Source organism: Stenotrophomonas maltophilia, from assembly GCF_013464915.1.
Classification (GTDB): Bacteria; Pseudomonadota; Gammaproteobacteria; order Xanthomonadales; family Xanthomonadaceae; genus Stenotrophomonas; species Stenotrophomonas maltophilia_AT.
The window spans coordinates 1-23,920 of the sequence record NZ_RAVT01000031.1 but is presented as its reverse complement, the minus strand read 5'-3'; the positions used below and the strand labels follow the sequence as shown (position 1 = coordinate 23,920).

General features: G+C 67.5%; 19 protein-coding genes and 1 tRNA gene. 13 read left to right on the top strand and 7 right to left on the bottom strand.

The window, feature by feature from the left end; all coding sequences use genetic code 11:
* The first annotated feature begins 49 nt into the window (after positions 1-49).
* From map to dapE, 6 genes are read left to right on the top strand one after another with little or no spacing between them, the layout of a single operon-like run.
* A complete protein-coding gene (map, locus tag D7T59_RS11680) occupies positions 50-892 on the top strand; it encodes a type I methionyl aminopeptidase (RefSeq protein WP_005408754.1) in 843 nt (280 codons plus the stop codon).
* A 20-nt stretch (positions 893-912) separates the two neighbouring features.
* Positions 913-3,522 carry a [protein-PII] uridylyltransferase gene (locus tag D7T59_RS11675; RefSeq protein ID WP_475283647.1) on the top strand — a complete coding sequence of 870 codons (2,610 nt, stop codon included), beginning with the start codon at positions 913-915 and terminating at the stop codon, positions 3,520-3,522.
* A complete protein-coding gene (gene dapD, locus D7T59_RS11670; RefSeq protein ID WP_180852451.1) occupies positions 3,522-4,610 on the top strand; it encodes a 2,3,4,5-tetrahydropyridine-2,6-dicarboxylate N-succinyltransferase in 1,089 nt (362 codons plus the stop codon). Before D7T59_RS11675 ends, dapD begins: the two co-directional genes overlap by 1 nt.
* 2 nt (positions 4,611-4,612) lie before the next feature.
* A complete protein-coding gene (locus D7T59_RS11665; protein WP_180852450.1) occupies positions 4,613-5,479 on the top strand; it encodes a hypothetical protein in 867 nt (288 codons plus the stop codon).
* A gap of 31 nt (positions 5,480-5,510) precedes the next feature.
* Entirely contained in the window at positions 5,511-5,882 is a 372-nt protein-coding gene (locus D7T59_RS11660) for an arsenate reductase (protein ID WP_180852449.1), read from the top strand.
* Positions 5,879-7,006, top strand: a complete 1,128-nt coding sequence (dapE, locus tag D7T59_RS11655) for a succinyl-diaminopimelate desuccinylase (RefSeq protein ID WP_180852448.1) — start codon at positions 5,879-5,881, stop codon at positions 7,004-7,006. Before D7T59_RS11660 ends, dapE begins: the two co-directional genes overlap by 4 nt.
* A gap of 143 nt (positions 7,007-7,149) precedes the next feature.
* Here dapE and D7T59_RS11650 read toward each other — a convergent pair whose 3' ends face one another.
* Positions 7,150-8,034 carry a tetratricopeptide repeat protein gene (locus D7T59_RS11650; RefSeq protein ID WP_180852447.1) on the bottom strand — a complete coding sequence of 295 codons (885 nt, stop codon included), beginning with the start codon at positions 8,032-8,034 and terminating at the stop codon, positions 7,150-7,152.
* Between the two features lie 330 nt (positions 8,035-8,364).
* Here D7T59_RS11650 and asnB point away from each other — a divergent pair, with 330 nt between their 5' ends.
* Positions 8,365-10,056, top strand: coding sequence for an asparagine synthase B (gene asnB / locus D7T59_RS11645; RefSeq protein ID WP_180852446.1), 1,692 nt, complete (start codon positions 8,365-8,367; stop codon positions 10,054-10,056).
* Positions 10,057-10,162: 106 nt separating this feature from the next.
* The gene (locus D7T59_RS11640) at positions 10,163-11,551 is read left to right on the top strand and encodes a cation:proton antiporter domain-containing protein (RefSeq protein ID WP_180852445.1); all 1,389 of its coding nucleotides are present in this window, start codon (positions 10,163-10,165) and stop codon (positions 11,549-11,551) included.
* Positions 11,552-11,646: 95 nt separating this feature from the next.
* Here the strand turns inward: D7T59_RS11640 and D7T59_RS11635 are convergent, their stop codons facing one another.
* The gene (locus D7T59_RS11635; protein WP_180852444.1) at positions 11,647-13,974 is read right to left on the bottom strand and encodes a penicillin acylase family protein; all 2,328 of its coding nucleotides are present in this window, start codon (positions 13,972-13,974) and stop codon (positions 11,647-11,649) included.
* Between the two features lie 124 nt (positions 13,975-14,098).
* Between D7T59_RS11635 and bfr the strand changes: the two genes are divergently transcribed.
* On the top strand, positions 14,099-14,587 hold the full coding sequence (gene bfr, locus D7T59_RS11630) for a bacterioferritin (protein WP_010486279.1): 489 nt from the start codon (positions 14,099-14,101) through the stop codon (positions 14,585-14,587).
* A gap of 376 nt (positions 14,588-14,963) precedes the next feature.
* On the opposite strand, the gene parC is transcribed toward bfr, so the two are convergent.
* The gene (gene parC / locus D7T59_RS11625) at positions 14,964-17,207 is read right to left on the bottom strand and encodes a DNA topoisomerase IV subunit A (RefSeq protein WP_180852443.1); all 2,244 of its coding nucleotides are present in this window, start codon (positions 17,205-17,207) and stop codon (positions 14,964-14,966) included.
* Positions 17,208-17,267: 60 nt separating this feature from the next.
* Positions 17,268-18,149: a helix-turn-helix domain-containing protein gene (locus tag D7T59_RS11620; protein ID WP_180849161.1), complete on the bottom strand. Its 882-nt coding sequence runs from the start codon at positions 18,147-18,149 to the stop codon at positions 17,268-17,270.
* Between the two features lie 172 nt (positions 18,150-18,321).
* Between D7T59_RS11620 and emrR the strand changes: the two genes are divergently transcribed.
* Genes emrR through emrB form a run of 4 tightly spaced genes read left to right on the top strand, consistent with a single transcriptional unit; the run spans position 18,322 to position 23,042 of the window.
* Positions 18,322-18,765, top strand: a complete 444-nt coding sequence (gene emrR, locus D7T59_RS11615) for a multidrug efflux system transcriptional regulator EmrR (protein ID WP_005415875.1) — start codon at positions 18,322-18,324, stop codon at positions 18,763-18,765.
* Positions 18,762-20,255, top strand: coding sequence for a multidrug efflux transporter outer membrane subunit EmrC (emrC, locus tag D7T59_RS11610; RefSeq protein ID WP_180852442.1), 1,494 nt, complete (start codon positions 18,762-18,764; stop codon positions 20,253-20,255). Before emrR ends, emrC begins: the two co-directional genes overlap by 4 nt.
* An 11-nt stretch (positions 20,256-20,266) precedes the next feature.
* A complete protein-coding gene (emrA, locus tag D7T59_RS11605; RefSeq protein ID WP_106550639.1) occupies positions 20,267-21,448 on the top strand; it encodes a multidrug efflux MFS transporter periplasmic adaptor subunit EmrA in 1,182 nt (393 codons plus the stop codon).
* A 7-nt stretch (positions 21,449-21,455) separates the two neighbouring features.
* Complete coding sequence (gene emrB, locus D7T59_RS11600; protein WP_164136404.1) at positions 21,456-23,042, top strand: multidrug efflux MFS transporter permease subunit EmrB; 1,587 nt, start codon at positions 21,456-21,458, stop codon at positions 23,040-23,042.
* Positions 23,043-23,151: 109 nt separating this feature from the next.
* On the opposite strand, the gene D7T59_RS11595 is transcribed toward emrB, so the two are convergent.
* The 3 genes from D7T59_RS11595 to D7T59_RS11585 form a co-directional block, all read right to left on the bottom strand.
* Positions 23,152-23,427, bottom strand: a complete 276-nt coding sequence (locus D7T59_RS11595; protein WP_180852441.1) for a hypothetical protein — start codon at positions 23,425-23,427, stop codon at positions 23,152-23,154.
* Between the two features lie 158 nt (positions 23,428-23,585).
* Positions 23,586-23,834, bottom strand: coding sequence for a hypothetical protein (locus tag D7T59_RS11590; protein ID WP_180852440.1), 249 nt, complete (start codon positions 23,832-23,834; stop codon positions 23,586-23,588).
* 9 nt (positions 23,835-23,843) lie between these two features.
* Positions 23,844-23,920, bottom strand: a tRNA-Leu gene (locus tag D7T59_RS11585).

Genomic DNA, 23,920 nt, shown 5'->3' with positions numbered 1-23,920 from the left:
CGAAAGGGTGGAGGTCGTCACGCTTTCACTTTCCTTGCCGGAACCGTGCATGCCCCGGATCGCCAGTTGGGTGGCGTTCGTTCAGATTGCAGCCGGATCGGCGATAATGGGCGCCATGAGCGTGAATCTGAAAACCCCGCAGGAAATCGAGATGATGCGCATCGCAGGCCGCCTGGCCAGCGAAGTGCTCGACATCGTCACCCCCCACGTCAAGCCCGGTGTCACCACCGAGGAGCTGGACCGCATCTGCCACGACCACATCGTGAACGTGCAGGGCGCGATTCCGGCCAACGTCGGCTACCGCGGCTTCCCCAAGACCGTGTGCACCTCGGTCAACAACGTCATCTGCCACGGCATCCCCAGCGAAGGGAAGGTGCTCAAGGATGGCGACATCATCAATATCGACGTTACCGTCATCAAGGACGGCTGGCACGGCGACACCAGCCGCATGTACTTCGTCGGCACGCCGTCGGTGATGGCCCGCCGCCTGGTGGAAACCACGTACGAAGCCATGTGGCGCGGCATCCGTGCGGTGCGTCCGGGCGCAACCCTGGGCGACATCGGCCATGCCATCCAGAGCTACGCCGAAGGCGAGCGTTTCAGCGTGGTTCGCGAGTACTGCGGCCACGGCATCGGCAAGGTCTACCACGACGAGCCGCAGGTGGTGCATTACGGCCGCCCGGGCCAGGGCCTGGTGCTGCAGCCGGGCATGACCTTCACCATCGAGCCGATGATCAACGAGGGCACCCGCTACAACAAGGTGCTGCCCGATGGCTGGACCGTGGTGACCAAGGACCGCAAGCTGTCGGCGCAGTGGGAGCACATGATCGCGGTCACCGAGACCGGCGTGGACGTGCTGACGCTGTCGCCGGGCGAGTCGCAGGTCTCCTGAGGATGCTGCCGGCGAGTTCGCTGCTGGACACGCCGGCCGCGTCGCTCAACGACCCGGACTGGGCTGCTGCTGCGCGCCAGGCGCTGCAGCAGGCCGACGCGCGCCTGTACCGTCGCTTCGACCAGGGCGACAACATCGAGCGCCTGCTGGCGCTGCGCGCGCGTGCCGCCGACCATCTGATCCGCCTGGCCTGGCAGCGTTGCCTGCCGGCCGACAGCGGCCTGTCGCTGTTCGCGGTGGGGGGGTATGGGCGCGGTGAGCTGTTCCCGCGCTCGGACATCGACCTGCTGGTGTTCGGCGATCCGCCGGCACAGTTGGCGCACGAATCCGCACTGGCGCGGCTGTTCGCGCTGCTGTGGGATTGCGGGCTGGCGGTCAGCCATGCGGTGCGCAGCGCTGCGCAGTGCCGCGAGGCTGCTGCCGACCAGACCGTGTTGACCGCGCTGATCGAGGCGCGCCCGATCCTGGCCGAGGACGCGGCCCGCCGCGCGCTGCGCGAGGCCATCGACGACCGTGAGCTGTGGCCGGCGCGTGCCTTCTTCCTGGCCAAGCTGGAAGAGCTGCGCAACCGCCACCAGCGTTTCGGCGACACCGCCGACAACCTGGAGCCGGACCTGAAAGATGGTCCCGGTGGCCTGCGCGATCTCAACACGCTGGGCTGGATGGCGCTGCGCGCCTTCGGCGTGCGCGACCTGGAAGCGCTGGTCGGCCTGGGCCACCTGGGTGCCGACGAAGCGGCCGCGCTGAAGCGCGAGCGTGCGGTGCTGGCGCGACTGCGCTTTGGCTTGCATCTGGTCGCGCGTCGCCCGGAAGAACGCCTGCGTTTCGATTACCAGAAGACCCTGGCCGCGCGCCTGGGCTTCGAAGACGATGCCGAGAATCTCGGTGTCGAAAAAATGATGCAGGGCTTCTACCGCGCCGCGCTGGTGGTGCGCCGGATCAGTGACCGCCTGCTGCAGCGCTTCGAGGAACAGTTCGACGGCGAGGCGCAGCCGGAACCGCTGACCGTGGGTTTTTCCCTGCGACGCGGCTATCTGGCGGCCAATGATGCCGACTGGCCGCGCGGCGATATCGGCCAGGTGTTCGCGCTGTTCTCCAGCTGGGCCAACAATCCGCAGGTGCGCGGCCTGCATTCGCTGACCGCGCGCGCGCTGGCCGAATCGCTGCCGCTGCTGCCGGCCTACGACCATGCCGACGCCGACGCGCGCGAGCAGTTCCTGGCCCTGCTGCGTGGCCAGCGCCCGGTCGACACGCTTTCGCGCATGGCGCGGCTGGGCGTGCTCGGCCAGTGGATTCCGGCATTCGCCCAGGTTAGCGGGCGAATGCAGTTCGATCTGTTCCATGTCTATACGGTGGACCAGCACACGCTGATGGTCCTGCGCAACATCGGCCAGTTCGCCAGCAGCCGTGCCGACGAGCGCTTCTCGATCGCACATGAGGTGTGGCCGCGCCTGCGCAAGCCGGAGCTGCTGCTGCTGGCCGGCCTGTTCCATGACATTGCCAAGGGGCGCGGTGGCGACCACTCCGAACTGGGCGCGGTCGATGCGCGCGCGTTCTGCCAGGCGCATGCCCTGAGCATCTCCGACACCGAACTGGTGGCCTGGCTGGTCGAACAGCATCTGCGCATGTCGGTGACCGCGCAGAAACAGGACATCGCCGATCCGGTGGTGATCCACCGCTTTGCGACCCTGGTCGGCAGCCGCGACCGCCTGGACTATCTGTACCTGCTGACCTGCGCCGACATCGCCGGCACCAGCCCGAAGCTGTGGAATGCGTGGAAGGACCGCCTGCTGGCCGACCTGTACTTCGCGACCCGGCGCGCGCTGCGTGAAGGCCTCGAGCACCCGGTGCCTGCCGCCGAGCGCGTGGCCGAGGCGCGTGACAGCGTGCGTGCGCTGGTGCGTGAGCAGGGGTACGACGATGCCACCATCGACCGCCAGTTCGCCGTGATGCCCGACGAAGGCTTCATCCGCCTGCGCCCGGAGCAGCTGGCCTGGCAGGCCGCCGCGCTGGTACCGGTGAAACAGGGCCAGGCGCTGGTGAAAGTGCGCCGCATCAGCGTTGACGACCCGGCACTGGAAGTGTTCGTGCATTCGCCGGACCGCGACGGCCTGTTCGCCGCCATCGTGATGACGCTGGACCGCAAGGGCTACGGCATCCATCGCGCGCGCGTGCTGGATGGTCCGGCCGACACCATTTTCGATACCTTCGAAGTGAACCCGGCCGACAGCTTCGCCGATGGCAGCAGCGCCAACCTGGAGGCCGCGCTGCGCGAGGCACTCAATGGTGACCTGTCGCGCCTGCGCCCGTCGCGTCGGGTGGTGCCACGCCAGCTGCGCCATTTCCGCTTCGCCCCGCGCATCGAGTTCCGTGATGAACCGGGCGCAACCCGTTTTGCCCTGGTCGCACCCGACCGCCCCGGCCTGCTGGCCGACGTGGCGTTCGTGCTGCGCAACCAGGGCCTGCGCGTGCATGATGCGCGCATTGCCACGTTCGGCGAACGCGCCGAAGACACCTTCGTGATCAGTGACGAACACGACCTCCCCCTGACTGAACCTGCCCGGCAGCAGCTGCATGACGCGATGCTGGCCTGCCTGGACCCTGATCGAAACGCCGGAGACCCCGCCTGATGGCCACCAAGCCTGTTAAGAAGACTGCTGCCACCGCCAAGAGCGCAGCGGCCAAGAACGCTCCACAACAGCCGAAGGCTGGTCAGATTGCCGCCGTGCCGGCCGCGAAGAAGGCGGCCGCGCCGAAGAAAGCCGCAGCGGTGAAGGCCCCGGCGAAGAAGGTGGCTGCGCCGAAGAAGGCCCCGGTCAAGAGCGCCGAAGCCGCACGCGCCGAAACCATCGCCCGCAAGTCGCTGCGCAAGCCCGCCGCGCCGGGCGTGGAAGAACTGAAGTTCGGCATCGAGAGTGCTTTCGAACGCCGCGCCACGCTGACCCTGCACGAACTGGAAGGCTCGACCAAGCCGCTGGTCAACCGCGTGATCGATGGCCTGGAAAGCGGCGAATTCCGCGTTGCCGAACCGGACGGCCACGGTGGCTGGAAGGTCAACGAATGGCTGAAGAAGGCGGTGCTGCTGTACTTCCGCGTCAACGACATGGCCGTGGTCGATGCGCGCCCGGCGCCGTTCTGGGACAAGGTCGAATCGCGTTTTGCCGGTTATGACGAAGCCAGGTTCCGCCGTGGTGGCGTGCGCGTGGTGCCGGGCGCCATTGCCCGCCGCGGTACGTACTTCGGCAAGGACGTGGTGCTGATGCCGAGCTTCACCAACATCGGCGCGTATGTCGGTGAAGGCACCATGGTCGATACCTGGGCCACCGTGGGTTCGTGCGCACAGATCGGCCAGCACTGCCACCTGTCCGGCGGCGCCGGCATCGGCGGCGTGCTGGAGCCGCTGCAGGCCAGCCCGACCATCATCGAAGACCACTGCTTCATCGGCGCGCGTTCGGAAGTGGTGGAAGGCGTGGTGGTCGGCCACCACAGCGTGATCGGCATGGGCGTGTTCCTCAGCCAGAGCACCCGCATCTACAACCGCGCAACCGGCGAGATCAGCTACGGCTACATCCCGCCGTACAGCGTGGTGGTATCCGGCTCGCTGCCGAGCAAGGACGGCACCCATTCGCTGTACTGCGCAGTGATCGTCAAGCAGGTCGATGCCAGGACCCGCAGCAAGACCAGCGTCAACGATCTGCTGCGCGGCCTGGCCGACTGAAGGTGGCTGCGCCGGAAGACCTGGCGCAGTCCGCGATCTACCGGCATCCGTCCGACAACGCGTTCGGGCGGATGCTGCCGCGCCTGCTGCATGCATCCCGCTGGAGCCGGCTGCGTCGCGCGCTGTCACGGCGTTGGCCGATGCCGGCGCTGGCCAGCGATGTGCGCGACGTGGTCTACGCGAACTGGTGGGTCGACGTGCGCCATGCACCGCTGCCGCCACCGGGCCATCACTACGTGGTGCATGCCGGGCGCACGCCGTACACCATCCTCAGCTACCGTCACGGGCACTTCGGGCCCGCGCTGGCCGGGCCGCTGCGCGCGCTGATGCCGTCGCCGCAGCAGAGCAACTGGCGCTGGTACCTGCGCCGTGACGATGATCCGGACGCAACGCCGGTGGTGCTGTTTGATCGCAACGTGATGGACCAACTGGCCTTCGTCGCCGGCGCGCGTGCGTTCAGTGATGCCATGCAGCCGCATCTTTCCACCCGCTTCGAACATGTGCTGGATGCCGCCGGTCGTGGCCACACGCTGATCGAAGGCGGGCAGGGCAGTGCACCCGCATTGGGCCTGCAGTGGCAGGCCGCCGATGGCTGGCAGCAGGACGCGTGGGCGGCAGGCTTCGGTGGCCACCAGGCCCTGCTGCGCTTCCTGACCTGCCAGGACGAAGCCATTGCCCGCACCTGTGATCGCCGCTGGGCCAGCACCCGTATCGCGCTGCCGGTGGACGTCGACAGCCTGCAGCCGCTGCGCCTGGAAGGCGAACTGCATTGCCCGCGCCTGCAGGCGATGGGTGTGGCGCTTGAATCGGGCCTGGCTTTCCGTTTGCCGGGGGTGCCGTTCCGGGTCGTGTCCGAGCGCCTGTTGTGAGATTCTGGACCCCTGTTTTCCAGCATCACAGATGGCCATGAGCACCACTGTCTACGGTTTGAAGAACTGCGATACCTGCAAGAAGGCGACCAAGTGGCTGGACCGCTTCGGCGTGCCGTACACCTTCGTCGACTACCGCGAGAACAAACCCAGTCCGGAAATGCTGCTGGAATGGGCCGCGCAGCTGGGGGGACTGGCGACCATGGTCAACAAGTCCTCCACCACCTGGCGGCAGCTGCCGGACAACCGCAAGGCCGCTGATTCCGAGGCCGAGTGGAAGCTGCTGCTGCGCGAGTACCCGCAGCTGATCAAGCGCCCGCTGGTGGTCACCGCCGATGGCAGGGCCAGCCAGGGTTTCAGTGACAACGGCTTCAAGGCGCGCTTCGGCGTGGGCGACGCATGAGTGCCGTCCTCGACCTGGCCTGCGAGCTGATTGCGCGACCTTCGGTAACGCCGGACGATGCTGGTTGCCAGGCGCTGTTGGCGGCGCGGCTGAAGCAGGCTGGATTCCACTGTGACCACCTGCGTCTGGGCGACGTCGACAATCTGTGGGCGACCCATGGCCAGGGTGCACCGGTGCTGGTCCTGCTGGGCCACACCGATGTGGTGCCAACCGGCCCGCGTGAGGCCTGGGCCAGCGACCCGTTCAGCCCGCAGATCCGCGATGGCGTGCTGTACGGGCGGGGTGCCGCCGACATGAAAGGCAGCGTGGCGGCGTTCGTGGTCGCCGCCGAGCAGTTCGTCGCCGCGCATCCCGACCATCCCGGCACGCTGGCGGTACTGCTGACCAGCGACGAGGAGGGTGATGCCATCGATGGCGTGCGCCACGTTGCACGGCTGTTCGCCGCACGCGGGCAGCGCATCGACTGGTGCATCACCGGTGAGCCGTCGTCGACCGCGACGCTGGGCGACCTGCTGCGCGTGGGCCGCCGCGGCAGCCTGTCCGCCAAGCTGCGCGTGCAGGGCGTGCAGGGGCATGTGGCGTATCCGGAGAAGGCGCGCAATCCGATCCACCAGGCGGCGCCGGCACTGGCCGAACTGAGTGCACGACGCTGGGACGACGGCTACGAGAGCTTCCCGCCGACCAGCCTGCAGATTTCCAACATCCACGCCGGCACCGGTGCCAACAACGTGATTCCTGGCGAGCTCGAAGTGGATTTCAACCTCCGCTACAACCCGCATTGGGACGCGCCGAAGCTGGAAGAAGAGATCGCCGCACTGCTGGACCGGCATGGCCTGCAGTACACGCTGAAGTGGCACCGCAGCGGCGAGCCGTTCTATACCCCGGAAGGCACGCTGCGCGCCGCCGCACGGGCAGTGCTGGCCGAGCACATCGGCCGCGCGCCGGAAGAAAGCACCGGCGGCGGTACCTCCGATGCGCGCTTCATCGCGCCGCTGGGTGCGCAGTGCATCGAAGTAGGCCCGGTCAACGCCAGCATCCACCAGGTGGACGAGAACGTGCGCGTGGACGAACTGGAAGCATTGCCGGGTCTGTACCGGCGGCTGGTGGAACGGCTGCTGGCGTGAGCCCAGTGGTGGGTAGGCCTCGATCCTGCTGAGGTGGGTGCCGATCGCTGGTCGGCACACCACCCGCCGGTACTGCTTTCCTGTAGAGCCGAGCCATGCTCGGCTGCTTCTGCAGGGAACGCCCAGCCGAGCATGGCTCGGCTCTACTCGGAAAAAATGAAGAACGGCGGCTCGACCGCTTTCTTCCAGTAGCTTGGCGCTGCCATGTAGAAGTGCTGCGCTTCGGCCTTCGCAAACCAGCGTGCCGCCGCCCCGGTGTCCTTCTCTACGCCCGGCGCACTGCGGCACAGCAGCAGACCGGCGAAGTACTGGCCGAACACATTGCCCTTCTCACCGGCGCGCTGGTACAGCTGCAGCGCACGTGCCGGATCGCGCGGCAGTCCCATGCCCTTTTCCAGCAGCGCGCCCAGGTCGACCTGCGCTTCGGCGTCGCCGCGCTCGGCGCGACGCTGGATCTGCGCCACCCGCGGATGCACGGTGCCACCCTGTGCGGCCACCGCCTCCGGCAGTCGCGACGATGAACTCGGGTAGCGCTCGTAGATCATTCCGCGCAGGTCCCAGCGCAGCGCCTGCTGCGCGTCGCCTCGCTGGCGATAGGCCTTGGCGAGCCCGTAGAACGCGTAGGGATTGCCGTGCTTTGCCGCGGCCAGGTAGGCGCGCTCGCCGCGTCGCCACGAAGCACGCAGCACCGGCGCAGGATCGATGCGGGGGCTGTCGGCATGCCGCAGCGTGCCGGAGGTCCAGATCCGGCCCAGTGCTTCTTCCGCCCTGGTGTTGTGGAAGGTCCAGGGCGTGACCACTGCGGCACGCTCGTAGTAGGCGACTGCGCGCGGATCGTTGAAGCGCTCGAAGGTTTCTGCGGTATCCCAGGCGCCGTCAAAGCTGCCGTCACTGCCGCGTTGTTCCAGGGCCTGCTGCTGTGCCGGTGGCAGCCTGGAGGGCGGGGGCAGGCTCTGGCAGGCGGTCAGGCCCAGGCAGAGCAGGGCGGCCAGTACGGCGGTGCATCCAGTGCGGTGTTGCATTTCCATTACACATTGCAGGGCGCGCCATTATGCGCTTCGCCTGTGGTTGCCAACGCAACTGTTGCGCTGCACCGGAAACCGGGGTAGGGTCGATCCCATGTCGATCCGCCTGGCCACCGCCTTCAATAACAACAACCGCAATAATCTGCGCGCGAATAATCGTGCGCGGCCGATGCGGGACTGCGCCCTGGGTAGATAGACAGCAACACACGCCCGGACACCAGAAAACCCGCATCGGCCGATGCGGGTTTTTTTGTGCCCGGGCGCAGCCTTCCCGGGCCTGGATGGCCGGTCGAACACCTTCCCCTCGTGAAATCCCCCAACAGGAGCTCCGCCATGTGTTCGATCTTCGGAATCTTCGGCCTGCAGGCCGGTGACGATCTTCCCGCCCTGCGCCGTCATGCGCTGGAACTGTCGCAGCGCCAGCGCCACCGTGGCCCGGACTGGAGCGGCGTGTACCTGGACGAAGGCGCGCTGCTGGTCCACGAGCGGCTGGCCATCGTCGACCCGGCCGGCGGCTCGCAACCACTGCTGTCGGCCGACGGCCAGCTGGCGCTGGCGGTGAACGGCGAAATCTACAACCACCAGCAACTGAAGGCCGTGCTGACCACCGCCTACGACTTCCAGACCGGCTCGGACTGCGAAGTGATCAACGCGCTGTACCGCCAGGGCGGATCGCCGGCGCAGTGGCTGGAGCAGCTCAACGGCATCTTCGCCTTCGCGCTGTGGGACCGTGACAGTGGCCGCGTGCTGGTGGCACGCGACCCGATCGGCGTGGTGCCGCTGTACTGGGGCCACGATGCGCAGGGACGCCTGCGGGTGTCCTCGGAGATGAAGGCGCTGGTTGATTCCTGCGCCGATGTCGCGCAGTTCCCGCCGGGCCACTATTTCGACAGCGCCAGCGGCGAGCTGGTGCGCTACTACCAGCAGCCGTGGCGTGAATACGCGGATGTGCAGGGCCGCCAGGCCGACCTCGCCGAACTGCGGCAGGCATTCGAGCACGCCGTGGAGCGCCAGTTGATGAGCGATGTGCCGTACGGCGTGCTGTTGTCCGGTGGCCTGGATTCATCGCTGGTGGCCGCCGTGGCCGCACGCTATGCACGCCGCCGCATCGAAGACGGCGGGCAGACCGAAGCCTGGTGGCCGCGCCTGCACTCGTTCGCGATCGGATTGAAGGGCTCGCCCGATCTGGCCGCCGCTGCGATCGCCGCCGAAGCGCTGGGCACCGTGCATCACGGCTTCGAATACACCTTCGAAGAAGGCCTGGATGCACTGCCGGAAGTGATCCGCCATATCGAAACCTACGACGTCACCACCATCCGTGCATCGACGCCGATGTTCCTGCTTGCGCGGCGGATCAAGGCGATGGGGGTGAAGATGGTGCTCTCCGGCGAGGGCAGCGACGAGATCTTCGGCGGCTACCTGTACTTCCACAAGGCACCGGACGCGCGCGAATTCCACGACGAGCTGGTGCGCAAGCTCGACGCCCTGCACAACTACGATTGCCTGCGTGCCAACAAGTCGATGATGGCCTGGGGCGTGGAGCCGCGCGTGCCGTTCCTGGATCGCGAATTCCTCGACGTGGCGATGCGCTTCGATGCCGCGCACAAGATGGTCGGTGCCGGGTTCGGTGGCCGCCGCATCGAGAAGGCGGTGTTGCGCGAGGCGTTCGATGGCTACCTGCCGGACAGCATCCTGTGGCGGCAGAAGGAGCAGTTCAGCGATGGCGTCGGCTACGGCTGGATTGATGGCCTCAAAGCGCATGCCGAGGCGCAGGTGAGTGACCGTGTGCTGGCGGCGGCTGACAAGCGCTTCCCGCACAACCCGCCGCAGACCAAGGAGGCGTACTACTACCGCCACCTGTTCGAGCAGTTCTTCCCGAGCCGCGCGGCCGCCGAGACCGTGCCGGGCGGCAAGTCGATTGCCTGTTCCTCGCCGGCGGCGATCGCCTGGGATGCCAGCTTCGCGGCGGCGGCCGACCCTTCCGGACGCGCGATCGCCGGCGTGCACGAACAAGCCCTGGCCTGATCCGGCAAAAAGGGGACGGAGGGGATTAAGTCGTTTGAGGCACAAACGACTTAATCCCCTCCGTCCCCATTTTGCGACGTATCATCGGCGCCCTGCACATTGGGGAATGTTCATGGACGTACCGCGCGGGAGCCAACGGCCGCCGATGAAATGGGGATGGCGCTATCTGGCATGGGCCGCGCTGCCCCTGCTGGCCGGTGTGCTGCTGGCGCGCTTCGCTGGTCCGGCTGCACCCGCTGCGGTTGCCCGCGCCACGGCCGCCGCCGAGGGCGGCTGGGCGCAGCATCTGGCCTCGCCGTTGGGCCTGTTCCTGCTGCAGCTGCTGGTGTTGTTGCTGGTGGCCAAGGGGGCCGGTGCACTGCTGAAGCGGCTGGGCCAGCCGGCGGTGATTGGAGAGATGGCGGCCGGCCTGATGATGGGCCCGCTGGTGCTGGGCAGCGTGCTGCCGCAGCTGCATGGGGCGCTGTTCCCGGCCAGTTCGCTGGGGCCGCTGGGCATGCTCAGCCAGCTGGGCGTGCTGATGTTCCTGCTGGTGGCCGGTGCCGAGCTGGATCTGGCCGCGCTGCGCGGGCGACGGCGTTTTGCGTTCACGGTCAGCCATGCCGGCATCGCGGTGCCGTTCGTGCTCGGCATCGCGCTGGCGATCTGGCTGTACCCGCAGCACGGCCCCGAAGGTGTGGGCTTCACCGCGTTCGCGCTGTTCGTCGGCATCTCGATGAGCATCACCGCGTTCCCGGTGCTGCTGCGCATCCTCGCCGACCGTGGCATCACCCAGACATCGCTGGGCCAGACCGCCATCGCCTGCGCCGCCTTGGGCGACGCCACCGCGTGGTGCCTGCTGGCCTTGATCGTCGCCGCGGCCCAGGCCAGTGGCTGGCTGCCGGCCAGCCTCAACCTGCTGTGCGTGGTTGCGTTCGTGGCGTTGATGCTGGGGCTGGTGAAGCCCTGGTTCGCCCGCCAGCAGGTTGCGCCGGGCCGCGAGGGGCGCTGGCTGCTGGGCATCCTGCTGCTGTCGCTGGCCAGCGCGCTGGTCACCGAAATGCTCGGCATCCACGCCTTGTTCGGTGCGTTCGCTGCCGGCGTGGCGGTGTCGTCCAACGTGCAACTGCGCGAGCTGCTGATGGCCCGCGTCGAACCGTTCGCGGTGACGCTGCTGCTGCCGCTGTTCTTCGCCATGACCGGTCTGCGCATGCGCGCCGATGCATTGCAGGCCAGCGATATCGTGCTGTGCGCGGTGGTGATCGTGGTGGCCACGGCCGGCAAGCTGCTGGGCACCTTCAGCGCTGCGCGCAGTGCCGGCATGCCCACGCGCGAGGCCTGGCGGCTGGGCGCGCTGATGAATACCCGCGGCCTGATGGAGCTGATCGTGCTCAACCTGGGCTACGAGCTGGGCCTGCTCGGCGACCGCCTGTTCGCGGTGCTGGTGATCATGGCGCTGGTGACCACGGCGATGACCGGGCCGCTGTTGAACCTGATCGAGCGGCGCAGGGCCTGAGTGCGGAGGGTAGTGCCGGCCGCTGGCCGGCATCCAGGCTGGTGTGTCCAGCATCATGAGGTTGCCGGCCAGCGGCCGGCACTACCGCGCTGGCGCTACCGCGCCGGCACCAGGGTCATGATGTGCTGCGCCTTGCCGGGCAGGAACGGGGTCGGGCGGCCATGCACCCAGTCTTCGTGGCCGGCGCCCCAGTACGGAGACAGGGGATGCCCGCTCTGGCCGCCGGGCATGTGCACGATGCCGTCGGCCTCGTGGCCGGGCGACACCACCATGCGCTCGGAAGCACCGAAGTTCGGCGTCTGCACGCGCGGCATGTCGCGGTCACCAGGCAGCCGGTCGGCGGGCATGCACAGCCAGCGCTTGGCGATGTCCGGCAACGCGCGAGCAATGGGATGGCAGATCGCCGCGGTGTTGCGTTCACCCCAGGTGCGCTTGGCCAGTGGGCCTTGCCTGGAGAGCTCGGCTTCCGTGCGACGTGCCGCATCGATCAGCAGCGCATCCCAGCTGTCGAACGCCGGCGGCAGCAGGTTGGCCGGGCGCTGCTGCAGCATCGGCCAGGCTACGCCTTCCAGCTGCGCCAGGCGTGGATCGAGGTAGTCCTTACCCAGCTGCGCATTGGCCGGTGCCAGCAGCGCATCGGACAGCGTCTCCATCACCTGCGTGCGGAACTCGCGCACCACCCTGTAGCTGACCGAGTCGGCTGAAGCGCGCCCGCCCCACTGATGGCTGACTGCCTTCAATCGCTTCAGCGCAGGGTCGTCACTGCGTTCGATGACGTCGTGCAGCAGGGCCCACCAGCGCTGCAGGAACACGGCGCGGTCATCGAGCTGGATCGCCAGCAGGTCATGCTCGTCGAAGCGCTCCTGGATCGCCAGCAGGTCACGGATCTGCCGCGCCCGCGCACCGAGGTCATAGCCGCCGTTGCCGGCAGTGGCCAGTGCCTGGCCGTCCAGAACGCGGCCGTTGGCGGTCCACAGGCGGTGGTTGGGTGGGTCGATCAGTGCCGGTGAGGCATCGCTGCGGATCGGCCAGGGTGCGCAGTCCTGGTTGTTGGCTGCGGTGAAGCCCGCAGGTGCACAGCCGGGGCCGCGGTCCGGGCGGGCGCCGATCAGGCGCCAGGCGATGCGTCCGCTGCGGTCGCCGACCACCAGGTTCTGCGCGGGAATGCCGGCGCGGTCGGCGAACTGCAGGGCCGCGTCCAGATCGCCAGCGCGAGCCAGGTCACCGAAGTCCAGGCGCACCGCGCCGGGCAGCTGGGCGACCCAGCGCAGCGCGTCGCCGCCGCCATCGGCGTGGGTATGCAGGATCGGCCCCCAGGCGGTTTCGCGCACCGGGAACACCACGTCGGCCTGACCGGCTACGGTGATGCGTTCTTCATGTACGGTCGCCGCGGCGTTGGCTGGTTCAGTGCGGTAGTCCGCCGTGTCGATGTAGCTGTTGGTGAAGCCCCAGGCCACGTGCCCGTTGCTGCCGACGATCACCGCAGGCAGGCCGGGCAGCGAGAAACCGGTGACATCGACCTGCCCGCCGGCAGCCTGCGGGTCGGGGTAGCGCAGGCGCACGCGGAACCACAGGCCCGGTGCGCGCAGGCCCAGGTGCATGTCGTCGGCGACGATCGCGCGGCCATCGGCGGTAAGCGCCCCGGCCACCGCGAAGTTGTTGCTGCCGACGGCGTCCGCCTCTTCCTGCGCGATGCCGGATTTTCCCTTCAACGTGCGCAGGTCGAGCTGGCTGGCATCGGGCAGGGCGGCGTTGCCGGTGGGTTCGCCGAACAGCGGTGCATCCCATTCAGTGCCGTCGTGGGTGATCAGCGCGTACAGCGCCGGCGGCACCACCGCGCGGATGCGGCTGAGCGCAAGCTCGGTCTGGTTGCCCGGATCCTGCAGGTCGGCGTACATGGCCAGCCCGGTCAGCACGCTGTCGCTGGCCTTCCACGGTTGCGGTGACTGCCGCAGCAGCAGGTAGGCCCATGGGCGCACGGAGAGATCGGCCAGGCCTTCGTTGACGCCATCCACGTAGGCACGCACGGCATCGCCGTTGTCGCCCAATGCAGCGTCCAGGTGCGCTTCGGTGCGTGCGCGCAGGCGATGCACGCGCATGCGCTTGTCAGCGTCGATGGCCTTCGGCCCGAACAGCGCCGACAGCTCGCCGGCGGCACTGCGGCGCATCAGGTCCATTTCGAAATAGCGTTCCTGCGCATGCACGCGACCCAATGCGCGCATGGCGTCGGCCTGGCTGGCGGCGGTGATGGTGACCACGCCCAGCGCATCGCGCTCGACGGTGACCGGCTTGGCCAGCCCCGGCAGGGCATGCTCGCCGTCCAGGTCGGCCAGGCTGCCACGCAGCAGCAGCCACAGCACCAGGGCGGTGACCAAAACGATGGCGATCAGCACGCCCAGCACCCAACGCCATGTACGTCGCATCGCACGTCCTTTCCGAACTCGTGGGTCGATTGTAGCCGCAGGCGCAACTGCGACTGATTCCGATTAGATCACCGTATTTTGAAATGCGGCACCCTATGTCCCATCGATTCACAGGAGCCCCCCCATGAAAGGCAACCCGGACGTCATCGCCTGCCTGAAGGAACTGCTGCGCGGCGAGCTTGCTGCCCGCGACCAGTACTTCATCCATTCCCGCCGCTACGAGGACCAGGGCCTGTTCGCGCTGTACGAACGCCTGAACCACGAGATGGAAGAGGAAACCCAGCACGCCGACGCGCTGCTGCGCCGGATCCTGTTCCTCGGCGGCGACCCGGACATGCGCCCGCATGCCACCGAGCCCGGCAAGACGGTGGAAGAGATGCTGCAGAAGGATCTCGATACTGAATACGCCGTTCGGAACAATCTTGCCGCCGGCATGAAGCTGTGCGAAGAGAACGGTGACTACGTGAGCCGCGACATCCTGCTGGCGCAGCTGAAGGACACCGAGGAAGACCACGCCTGGTGGCTGGAGCAGCAGCTGGGCCTGATCAAGCGCATCGGCCTGGAGCTGTACCAGCTGAGCAAGATCGACGGCAACGGCGCCCCGGCGCACTGAGCGGCACCGCTCTCTGTAGGGCCGACCGCTGGTCGGCTGCTTTTCGGTAGAGCAGCCGACTAACAGTCGGCTCTACCAGGAGCAGAAGAGCAGCCGACTAACAGTCGGCTCTACCAGGAGCAGAAAAGCAGCCGACCAGCGGTCGGCTCTACCAGACGAAGCACAGCGTTCTGTCGCCCGCCAGCACCGGAGCATCGCCAGCCAGCTTTCGCCAGCCAGCCGCTCCACCGCCCGCCAGCCGACAACGAAAAAGCCGGGGAATGCCCCGGCTTTTTCGTGTCTGACGTCCCTGGATTCCGGTAGTGCCGGCCGCTGGCCGGCAACGTTGGATCCCAGCAACATCCAGCAGTTGCCGGCCAGCGGCCGGCACTACCGCTTACTCCACCGCCAGCCCTTCCACCTTCTGCCAGCCGCGCGGCAGCAGGTGGCCGCGGGTGGCGCGGGCGCCGAGGTAGGCGTCCAGCTCGTTGAACTTCAGCCCCATCGTGCGCTGGCCACTGCGCACCTGCAGGGTCTGCCCCGGGCTGATTGCCACGATGGCGACCACGCGTTCGGTGGCGAGCTTGGCCTTCGGGATCTCGATGATCTTGTTGCCCTTGCCCTTGTCCAGTTCCGGTAGGTCGTTGGCGGCGATTGCCAGCAGGTTGCCCGAACTGGTCACCGCCACGATGCGGTCGGTGGCCACGTTGGCGAGCACCGATGGAGTGAGCACCGACGAGCCGGACGACAGGTTCAGCATTGCCTTGCCGGCCTTGTTGCGACCGATCAGGTTCTCGAAACGGGTGACAAAGCCATAGCCATGACTGGAGGCCAGCACGAAACGGGCATCCGGCTCGGCACTGGCCAGGGTCACGAAGCTGGTGCCCGGTGCCGGCGAGAAGCGGCCGGTCAGCGGTTCACCGTTGCCGCGCGCCGAGGGCAGGGTATGCACCGGCGTCGAGTAGGCGCGGCCTTCGCTGTCGAGGAACGCGACCTGCTGGGTGCTGCGCGCACGCACCGCGCCCTGCAGGGCATCACCGTCGCGGTAGGAGAGGGCGGACGCATCGACGTCGTGGCCCTTGGCCGCGCGGATCCAGCCCTTCTCCGACAACACCACGGTCATCGGCTCGCTCGGCACCAGCTCGGTCTCGTCGATGGCCTGCGCGGCCTGGCGCTGCACCAGCGGCGAACGGCGTGCGTCGCCGAACTTCCTGGCATCGGCGGTCAGTTCGTCGCGGATCAGCTTCTTCAGCTTGGCCTTGCTGTCGAGGATGCCGAGGATCTTCTCGCGCTCCTTGGCCAGCTCGTCCTGCTCGCCGCGGATCTTCATCTCTTCCAGGCGGGCCAGCTGCTTCAGCTTGGTTTCCAGGATGTACTCGGCCTGGTCGTCGGACAGGCCGAAGCGCGCGATCAGCGCCGCCTTCGGTTCGTCCTCGGTACGGATGATGTGGATCACCTCGTCCAGGTTGAGGAAGGCGACCAGCAGGCCTTCCAACAGGTGCAGGCGGCGCTCGACCTTCTGCAGGCGGTGCTGCAGGCGGCGGGTGACGGTGTTGCTGCGGAAGGTCAGCCATTCGCTGAGCAGCATCTTCAGGTTCTTCACCTGCGGACGGCCGTCCAGCCCGATCACGTTGAGGTTGACGCGGTAGCTGCGCTCCATGTCCGTGGTGGCGAACAGGTGGCCCATCAGCTGTTCGGCGTCCACGCGGTTGGAGCGCGGCACCAGCACCACGCGCACCGGGTTGGCGTGGTCGGATTCATCGCGGATGTCCTCCAGCCACGGCAGCTTCTTGGCGCGCATCTGCGCGGCGATCTGCTCGATCACCTTCGACGGCGACACCTGGAACGGCAGCGCCGTCACCACGATGTTGTTGGCTTCCTTGGTGAAGGTTGCACGCGCACGCACGCTGCCGTTGCCGGTCTCGTACATCGTGCGCAGGTCGTTGGCCGCGGTGATGATCTCGGCGCTGGACGGGTAGTCCGGGCCCTGCACGTGTTCGCACAGGTCGCGCACGGTGGCGTCGGGGTTGTCCAGCAGGTGCAGCAGCGCGCTGACGATCTCGTTGAGATTGTGCGGCGGCACGTCGGTGGCCATGCCCACGGCGATGCCGGTGGTGCCGTTCAGCAGCAGGTGCGGCAGCCGCGCCGGCATCCAGGTCGGTTCCTGCAGGGTGCCGTCGAAGTTCGGTGCCCAGTCGGTGGTGCCCTGGCCCAGTTCGCCCAGCAGCACTTCGGCGATCGGGGTCAGCTTGGATTCGGTGTAACGCATCGCCGCGAACGACTTCGGGTCGTCGCTGGAGCCGAAGTTGCCCTGGCCCTCGATCAGCGGGTAGCGGTACGAGAACGGCTGTGCCATCAGCACCAGCGCTTCGTAGCACGCGCTGTCGCCGTGCGGGTGGTACTTACCGATGACGTCACCGACGGTGCGCGCGGACTTCTTCGGCTTGGACGCGGCATTCAGGCCCAGCTCGCTCATCGAATAGATGATGCGGCGCTGCACCGGCTTCAGGCCGTCGCCGATGAAGGGCAGGGCGCGGTCCAGGACCACATACATCGAGTAGTCGAGGTAGGCGCGTTCGGCGTACTCGCGCAGCGGCAGTTGTTCGAATCCGTGGAACACGGGGCGGGCAAGTTCGGTCATGCGGCGTTGTTACCTGTTGTCGGGAGGCGGCGACGGCGGTCGCCGCTCGCAATCCTGTGATTATCCGGATGCGGCGGGGGATGCCAAGCCACGCGCAGGGTCCAGCCCGGTTTCCAGGCCATGCCCGGCCCGTGCCAGGTAGCGCCCCGGCGGCAGCCCGAAGTGGCGGCGGAACACGGTGACGAAGGCGCTGGCGCTGCTGAAGCCCAACGCATGGGCGATGTCGGCCACGCTGCGGCCGTCGGTCAGCTGGCGCAGGGCTTCGGACAGCCGGGCCTGCTGCCGCCACTGGGCGAAGCTGAGGGTGGTCTCGTCGCGGAAGTGGCGGGTAAGGCTGCGCGGCGACAGGCCGGCCCAGTGCGCCCACTCGGCCAGGCTGCGCTCGTCGGATGGGTCGGCCAGCAGCTGCGAGGCGATCTTCAGCAGGCGCCGGTCATGAGGCATCGGCAGGTGCATGCGCTGGCGCGGCGCGGTACGGATCTCGTCCAGCAGCACGTCGATGATGTGCTGGCGCTCGGGCGTGGTGTCGTAACCCAGTGGCCATTCGCAGATGCGGTCGGCCAGCGCCTGCGCCAGCTTGGACAGGCCCAGCACGCAGGGATCGGCCGGCAGGGTGGCGCAGGCCGGCGCGGCCAGCGCCATGCCCCAGCCACGCAGCGGACCGTCCAGGGTGACCGTATGCGGCTCCAGCGGCGGCATCCAGCCGGCCGAACCCGGCGCCAGCGACCAGGTGCCATGCGAGGTGCGGGTGGTCAGCAGGCCGCGTTCGACGCAGATCAGCTGGGCGCGCTGGTGGTGATGCCAGTCCACTTCCCTGACCAGGCCGAGGGGGCTGTCGAAGCGGAAGGCCACCACTGGCGGGCCGTCGTTGCGCTCGAACCAGTCCAGCGCGTCGTCGCGCAGCAGGCGCTTGGGAGGGGGGATTTCTGCCTTGTTCATCATATCCGCTGGCTGAAATGTGTCATCCATTGGCTGGATTGTACTACCGGGCCACCTGACCAGATCATTAAGGTAGGCGCCTTCACCGATCCAGCCCACTGCTGCAACACAGCATTCGATGCCAGATCGAATATTTCCATTGAGAAATATTTTTTTTGGAAGAGAATGCTCCCCCATGATCTGTCCTGCAACCACTCCCCCCAGCTTCGGCCTGCTGCTGCGCCAGGTGCGCGACGGCCTGGTCCGGCAACTCGACGCGTCCATGGCTGAAGAAGATCTGGGTATCGGCTTCACCCACTACATCGGGTTGAAGGTGCTTTCCAACATGGCGCCGTGCACGGCCAATGAACTGGCCCAGGCCATCGACCAGGTACCCAGCGCGGTCACCCGCCTGCTGGACAAGCTCGAGGCGCTGGGCTGCGTCCGCCGCGAGCCGCATGCGCAGGACCGGCGTGCGCTGCAGATCGTGCTGACCGATGAAGGCCGCGCGCTGTGGGCGCGGCTGAAGCTGCGCGGCGACGCGGTGATGGATTACGCGCTGCGTGATCTTTCCGCCGACGAGCGCACGCTGCTGCTGTCCCTCCTTACCCGAATCCGCGATTCCCTGACGACCCCATGAACCCGATCCCGCATTCCACTCTCCGCCGGTCCGGGCGCGCGCTGCTGGTGTCAGCGCTGGCCCTGGCCCTGGCCGCCTGCGCCAGCAGCCGTGGCCTCAACCCGCAGGGCCACGTGCTCGATGTGGACAGCCTGCACAGCGAACGCACCTTGGCCGACACCGACCTGAGCGCCACCGGCTTCCCGGCGCAGGACTGGTGGAAGGCACTGGGCGATGCGCAGCTGGACGCGCTGGTTGCCGAAGGCCTGGCCGGTCATCCGAGCCTGGATGCCGCCGATGCGCGCCTGCGCCAGGCCCAGGCCCAGGTTGGCACTGCGCGTGCCGATGAGCTGCCCAGCCTGTCGGTGTCCGGTGGCTACACCGGCCTGCGCCTGCCCGAGTCGATGGTCCGCAGTGAGATGGGCGGCCGCTACGGTGGCAGCAGCCAGGTCGCCTTCGACTTCAGCTATGGCGTGGACCTGTGGGGCGGCAAGCGCGCCGCCTGGGAAGCCGCCGTGGATGGCGCGCATGCCGCCACCGTCGAGGCCCAGGCCGCGCGCCTGAACCTGTCCACCGGCATCACCCAGGCCTATGCCGACCTGGCCTACGCGTGGCAGCTCAACGACGTGGCCGAGGAAGAGCTGGCCCGTTCGCAGAGGTCGCTGCAGCTGACCCGCCAGCGCCGCAGCGCCGGCATCGACAGCGATCTGCAGGTGCGCCAGGCCGAAGCCCGCGTGCCGGCCGCGCAGCAGCAGGTGCAGGCCGCGCAGCAGCGCATCGATGCCGCCCGCACCGCGCTGGCGGCACTGGTCGGCAAGGGCCCGGACCGCGGCCTGTCGATCCAGCGCCCGCAGCCGTTGAATCCGATGGCCCTGCAGCTGCCGGGCGTGCTGCCCAGCGAACTGCTCGGCCGTCGCCCCGACATCGTCGCCGCACGCTGGCGCGTGGAAGCGGCCGACAAGCAGATCAAGGTCGCCAGGACCAAGTTCTACCCGAGCTTCAACCTGACCGCGCTGGCCGGTGTAGTCGCCCCGAACGTGGGTGATCTGCTGAAGAGCAGCTCCACCTTCGCCTACATCGGCCCGGCGCTGAGCCTGCCGATCTTCGAGGGCGGCAAGCTGCGCGCCAACCTGGCCAACACCGATGCGCAGTACGACCTGGCGGTGGCCAACTACAACCAGGCCGTGCTCGACGCATTGCGCGACGTTGCCGACCAGGTCAACGCGGTGCGTTCGCTGGCGCAGCAGGCGCACTCGCAGCAGCAGGCGGTGGACACCGCGCGCTCGGCCTTCGACCTGGCCCAGCAGCGCTACCGCGCCGGCATCGGCAGCTACCTGGACGTGCTGACCGCGCAGTCCACCCTGCTGCAGTCGCAGCAGCAGCTGGTCGGGCTGCAGTCGCAGCAGGTGCAGTCCTCGGTGCGCCTGAGCAAGGCGCTGGGCGGTGGTTTCCAGCCCGCTGACGCCGACCGCGCACCGATCGCCTCCCATTCCAATTCCTCGCATTCCTGAAGACGCCCGCCATGAGCCAGACCCAAGACACCGCGGCCCCGGCCGCTCCCAACCGCCGCGGCAACCTGCTGCGCGGCCTGTTCGTGATCGTCGTGCTGCTGCTTGCCGCACTGGCGCTGTGGTACTTCATGTTCGGCCGTTGGTTCGAAGAGACCGACGATGCCTACGTGCAGGGCAACCAGGTGCAGATCACCCCGCTGGTGGCCGGTACCGTGGTCGCCATCAATGCCGATGACGGCATGCGCGTGGAGCGCGGCCAGCTGCTGGTGCAGCTGGACCCGTCCGACACCTCGGTGGCACTGCAGCAGGCCGAAGCCAACCTGGCCAAGACGGTGCGCCAGACCCGTGGTCTGTACCGCAGCGTGGAAGGCGCCCAGGCGGACTTGAACGCCCGCCAGGTGACCCTGAAGCGCGTGCGCGACGACTTCGCCCGCCGCAAGGACCTGGCTGCCACCGGCGCCATCTCCAACGAAGAACTGGCCCATGCCCGTGATGAGCTGGCCGCTGCCGAAGCGGCCGTGGCCGGTTCGCGCGAGACCGTCGAGCGCAACCGCGCGCTGGTCGACGACACCGTGATCGCCACCCAGCCGGACGTGCAGGCCGCCGCCGCGCAGCTGCGCCAGGCCTTCCTCAACAACGCCCGCGCCGGCATCGTCGCGCCGGTCACCGGCTATGTTGCCCGTCGTTCGGTGCAGGTCGGCCAGCGCGTGCAGCCGGGCAATGCGCTGATGGCGGTGGTGCCGACCGAGCAGATGTGGGTCGAGGCCAACTTCAAGGAAACCCAGCTGCGCCACATGCGCCTGGGCCAGGAAGTGGAACTGAAGTCGGACCTGTACGCCGGTGACGTGAAGTACAAGGGTCGCATCCAGAGCCTGGGCCTGGGCACCGGCTCGGCGTTCTCGCTGCTGCCGGCGCAGAACGCCAGCGGCAACTGGATCAAGATCGTGCAGCGTGTGCCGGTGCGCATCGCCATCGATGCCAAGCAGCTGGCCGAACACCCGCTGCGCATCGGCCTGTCGATGAAGGCTGAAGTGAGCCTGCGCGACCAGAAGGGCGAAGTGCTGCCGAGCACCCCGGCCAAGGGCACGGTGTTCGACACCGACGTGTATGCCAAGCAGCTGCATGATGCCGACGAGGTGATCCACACGATCATCCAGGGCAACCTGCCGCAGCAGCAGGCAAAGGTGGGCTGAGGTCGCCATGTCCGCACAAGCTCCAGCCGCGCCCGGCACTCCGGGCGCACCGGCGGCGCCGGGTGCGGCCTCCGGGTTCCTGCCGCCCAGCGTCGCCCTGTGTACCGTTGGCCTGGCGATGGCCTCGTTCATGCAGGTGCTCGACACCACCATCGCCAACGTCTCGCTGCCGACCATCGCCGGTAATCTCGGCGCCAGTTCGCAGCAGGCGACCTGGGTCATCACCTCGTTCGCGGTCAGCACGGCCATCGCGCTGCCGCTGACCGGCTGGCTCAGCCGTCGCTTCGGTGAGCGCAAGCTGTTCGTCTGGGCCACGCTGGCCTTCGTCATCACCTCGCTGCTGTGCGGCCTGGCGCAGAGCATGGGCATGCTGGTGCTGTCGCGTGCACTGCAGGGTTTCGTGGCCGGCCCGATGTACCCGATCACGCAGTCGCTGCTGGTCTCGATCTATCCGCGCGAGAAACGCGGACAGGCCTTGGCGCTGCTGGCGATGATCACCGTGGTGGCGCCGATCTGCGGACCGATCCTCGGTGGCTGGATCACCGACAACTACAGCTGGGAATGGATCTTCCTGATCAACGTGCCGTTGGGCATCTTCGCCGCGCTGGTGGTGGGCAACCAGTTGAAGGGGCGCCCGGAGCACATCGAGAAGCCGAAGATGGACTACGTCGGCCTGGTCACCCTGGTGATCGGCGTTGGTGCGCTGCAGCTGGTGCTCGATCTGGGCAACGATGAGGATTGGTTCTCGTCGATGAAGATCGTGGTGCTGGCCTGCGTGGCGGTGGTGGCGCTGACGGTGTTCCTGATCTGGGAGCTGACCGACAAGGACCCGATCGTCGACCTGAAGCTGTTCCGGCACCGCAACTTCCGCGCCGGTACGTTGGCGATGGTGGTCGCCTACGCGGCGTTCTTCAGTGTCGCCCTGCTGATTCCGCAGTGGCTGCAGCGTGACATGGGCTACACCGCGATCTGGGCAGGCCTGGCGACGGCGCCTATCGGCATCCTGCCGGTGATCATGACCCCGTTCGTGGGCAAGTACGCATCGCGCTTCGACATGCGCATGCTGGCCACGGTGGCCTTCATCGTGCTGTCCATGACCAGCTTCCTGCGTTCGAACTTCAACCTGCAGGTGGACTACATGCACGTGGCCGGCGTACAGCTGATCATGGGTATTGGTGTGGCGCTGTTCTTCATGCCGGTGCTGCAGATCCTGCTGTCGGACCTGGATGGGCGCGAGATCGCGGCCGGCTCCGGCCTGGCCACCTTCCTGCGAACGCTGGGTGGCAGTTTCGCGGCGTCGCTGACGACGTGGCTGTGGGCGCGGCGCACCCAGGTGCACCATGCCGACCTGACCGAGCACATCTCGGCCTATCAGCCGGGCATGCAGGACCAGGTCACGGCGATGGGGCAGGGCGACCTGCAGCACGGCGCAGCGGTACTGAACAACATGATCAACCACCAGGCATCGCAGATGGGCTTCAACGACATCTTCTTCCTGCTGGGCTGGATCTTCCTGGCGATCATCGCGTTCCTGTGGCTGGCCAAGCCGCCGTTCGGTGCGGGTGCAGGCGCGGCCGCCGGTGGCGGACACTGATCGATCTGCCACCCGGTAGCGCCGGGCCATGCCCGGCGGCTTCCGCGAAACGCATCCATGCAATGCAGAAGCCCCGCCGGAAGGCGGGGTTTCTGTTTTTGGGACCGGGTTACCGCGTGCGGTAGATACGTTTGAACTCGACACGATCGCGGTATAGCTGGGTGATGGACCAGATTCCGCCCACGAGGACGGCCGCGCCGGCCACCCAGCCCACAGCCGACTGCAGGTAGGTGCCCGCGAACAAGCCGCAGACGATGGCTGCAATCACAATGGCGATGCTGGCTTCTCTCGGCGCCCCGTAGTGCACCTCTGCCTGGCATCCGACGCAGACGCGAACACCGCGGTTTGACGTGGTGTGACAGTGGGGACAGGTGATGCTCTGCATGAAGACTCCTTTGCACGGAATAGGGGCGCAGGAGGCAGAGCATCGCGATGGGGCCAGGCAACCTGCACCAATGAATCTGCCTGTTCCAGGACCGGCGCGAAGGGAATTTCGTGTAGGAAGAATACGAAACCGCGAGGAATGTGCGACGGGTTTGGTTCTCAAACCCACTCTACGCGCGCCCGCACTGTCGCAGCGCGCTCGAGCATCCGTCGTGTCATGCCGGATACGACAATCAAGATGGGGAAGCCGGTCCGGAACAAGCGTCCCTCTTGAGCGCTGGACATGAAAAAACCCGCTTGCGCGGGTTTGATCATCCAGTAGATCCATGCCATGCGTGGATGGACGCCGCCATCGCGTGATACCCGAACCCCGGAAACGAAAAAACCCGCTTTCGCGGGTTTGATCATCTTGAGTCGTGGTGCCCAGGAGAGGACTCGAACCTCCACGGTTTTACCCGCTAGTACCTGAAACTAGTGCGTCTACCAATTCCGCC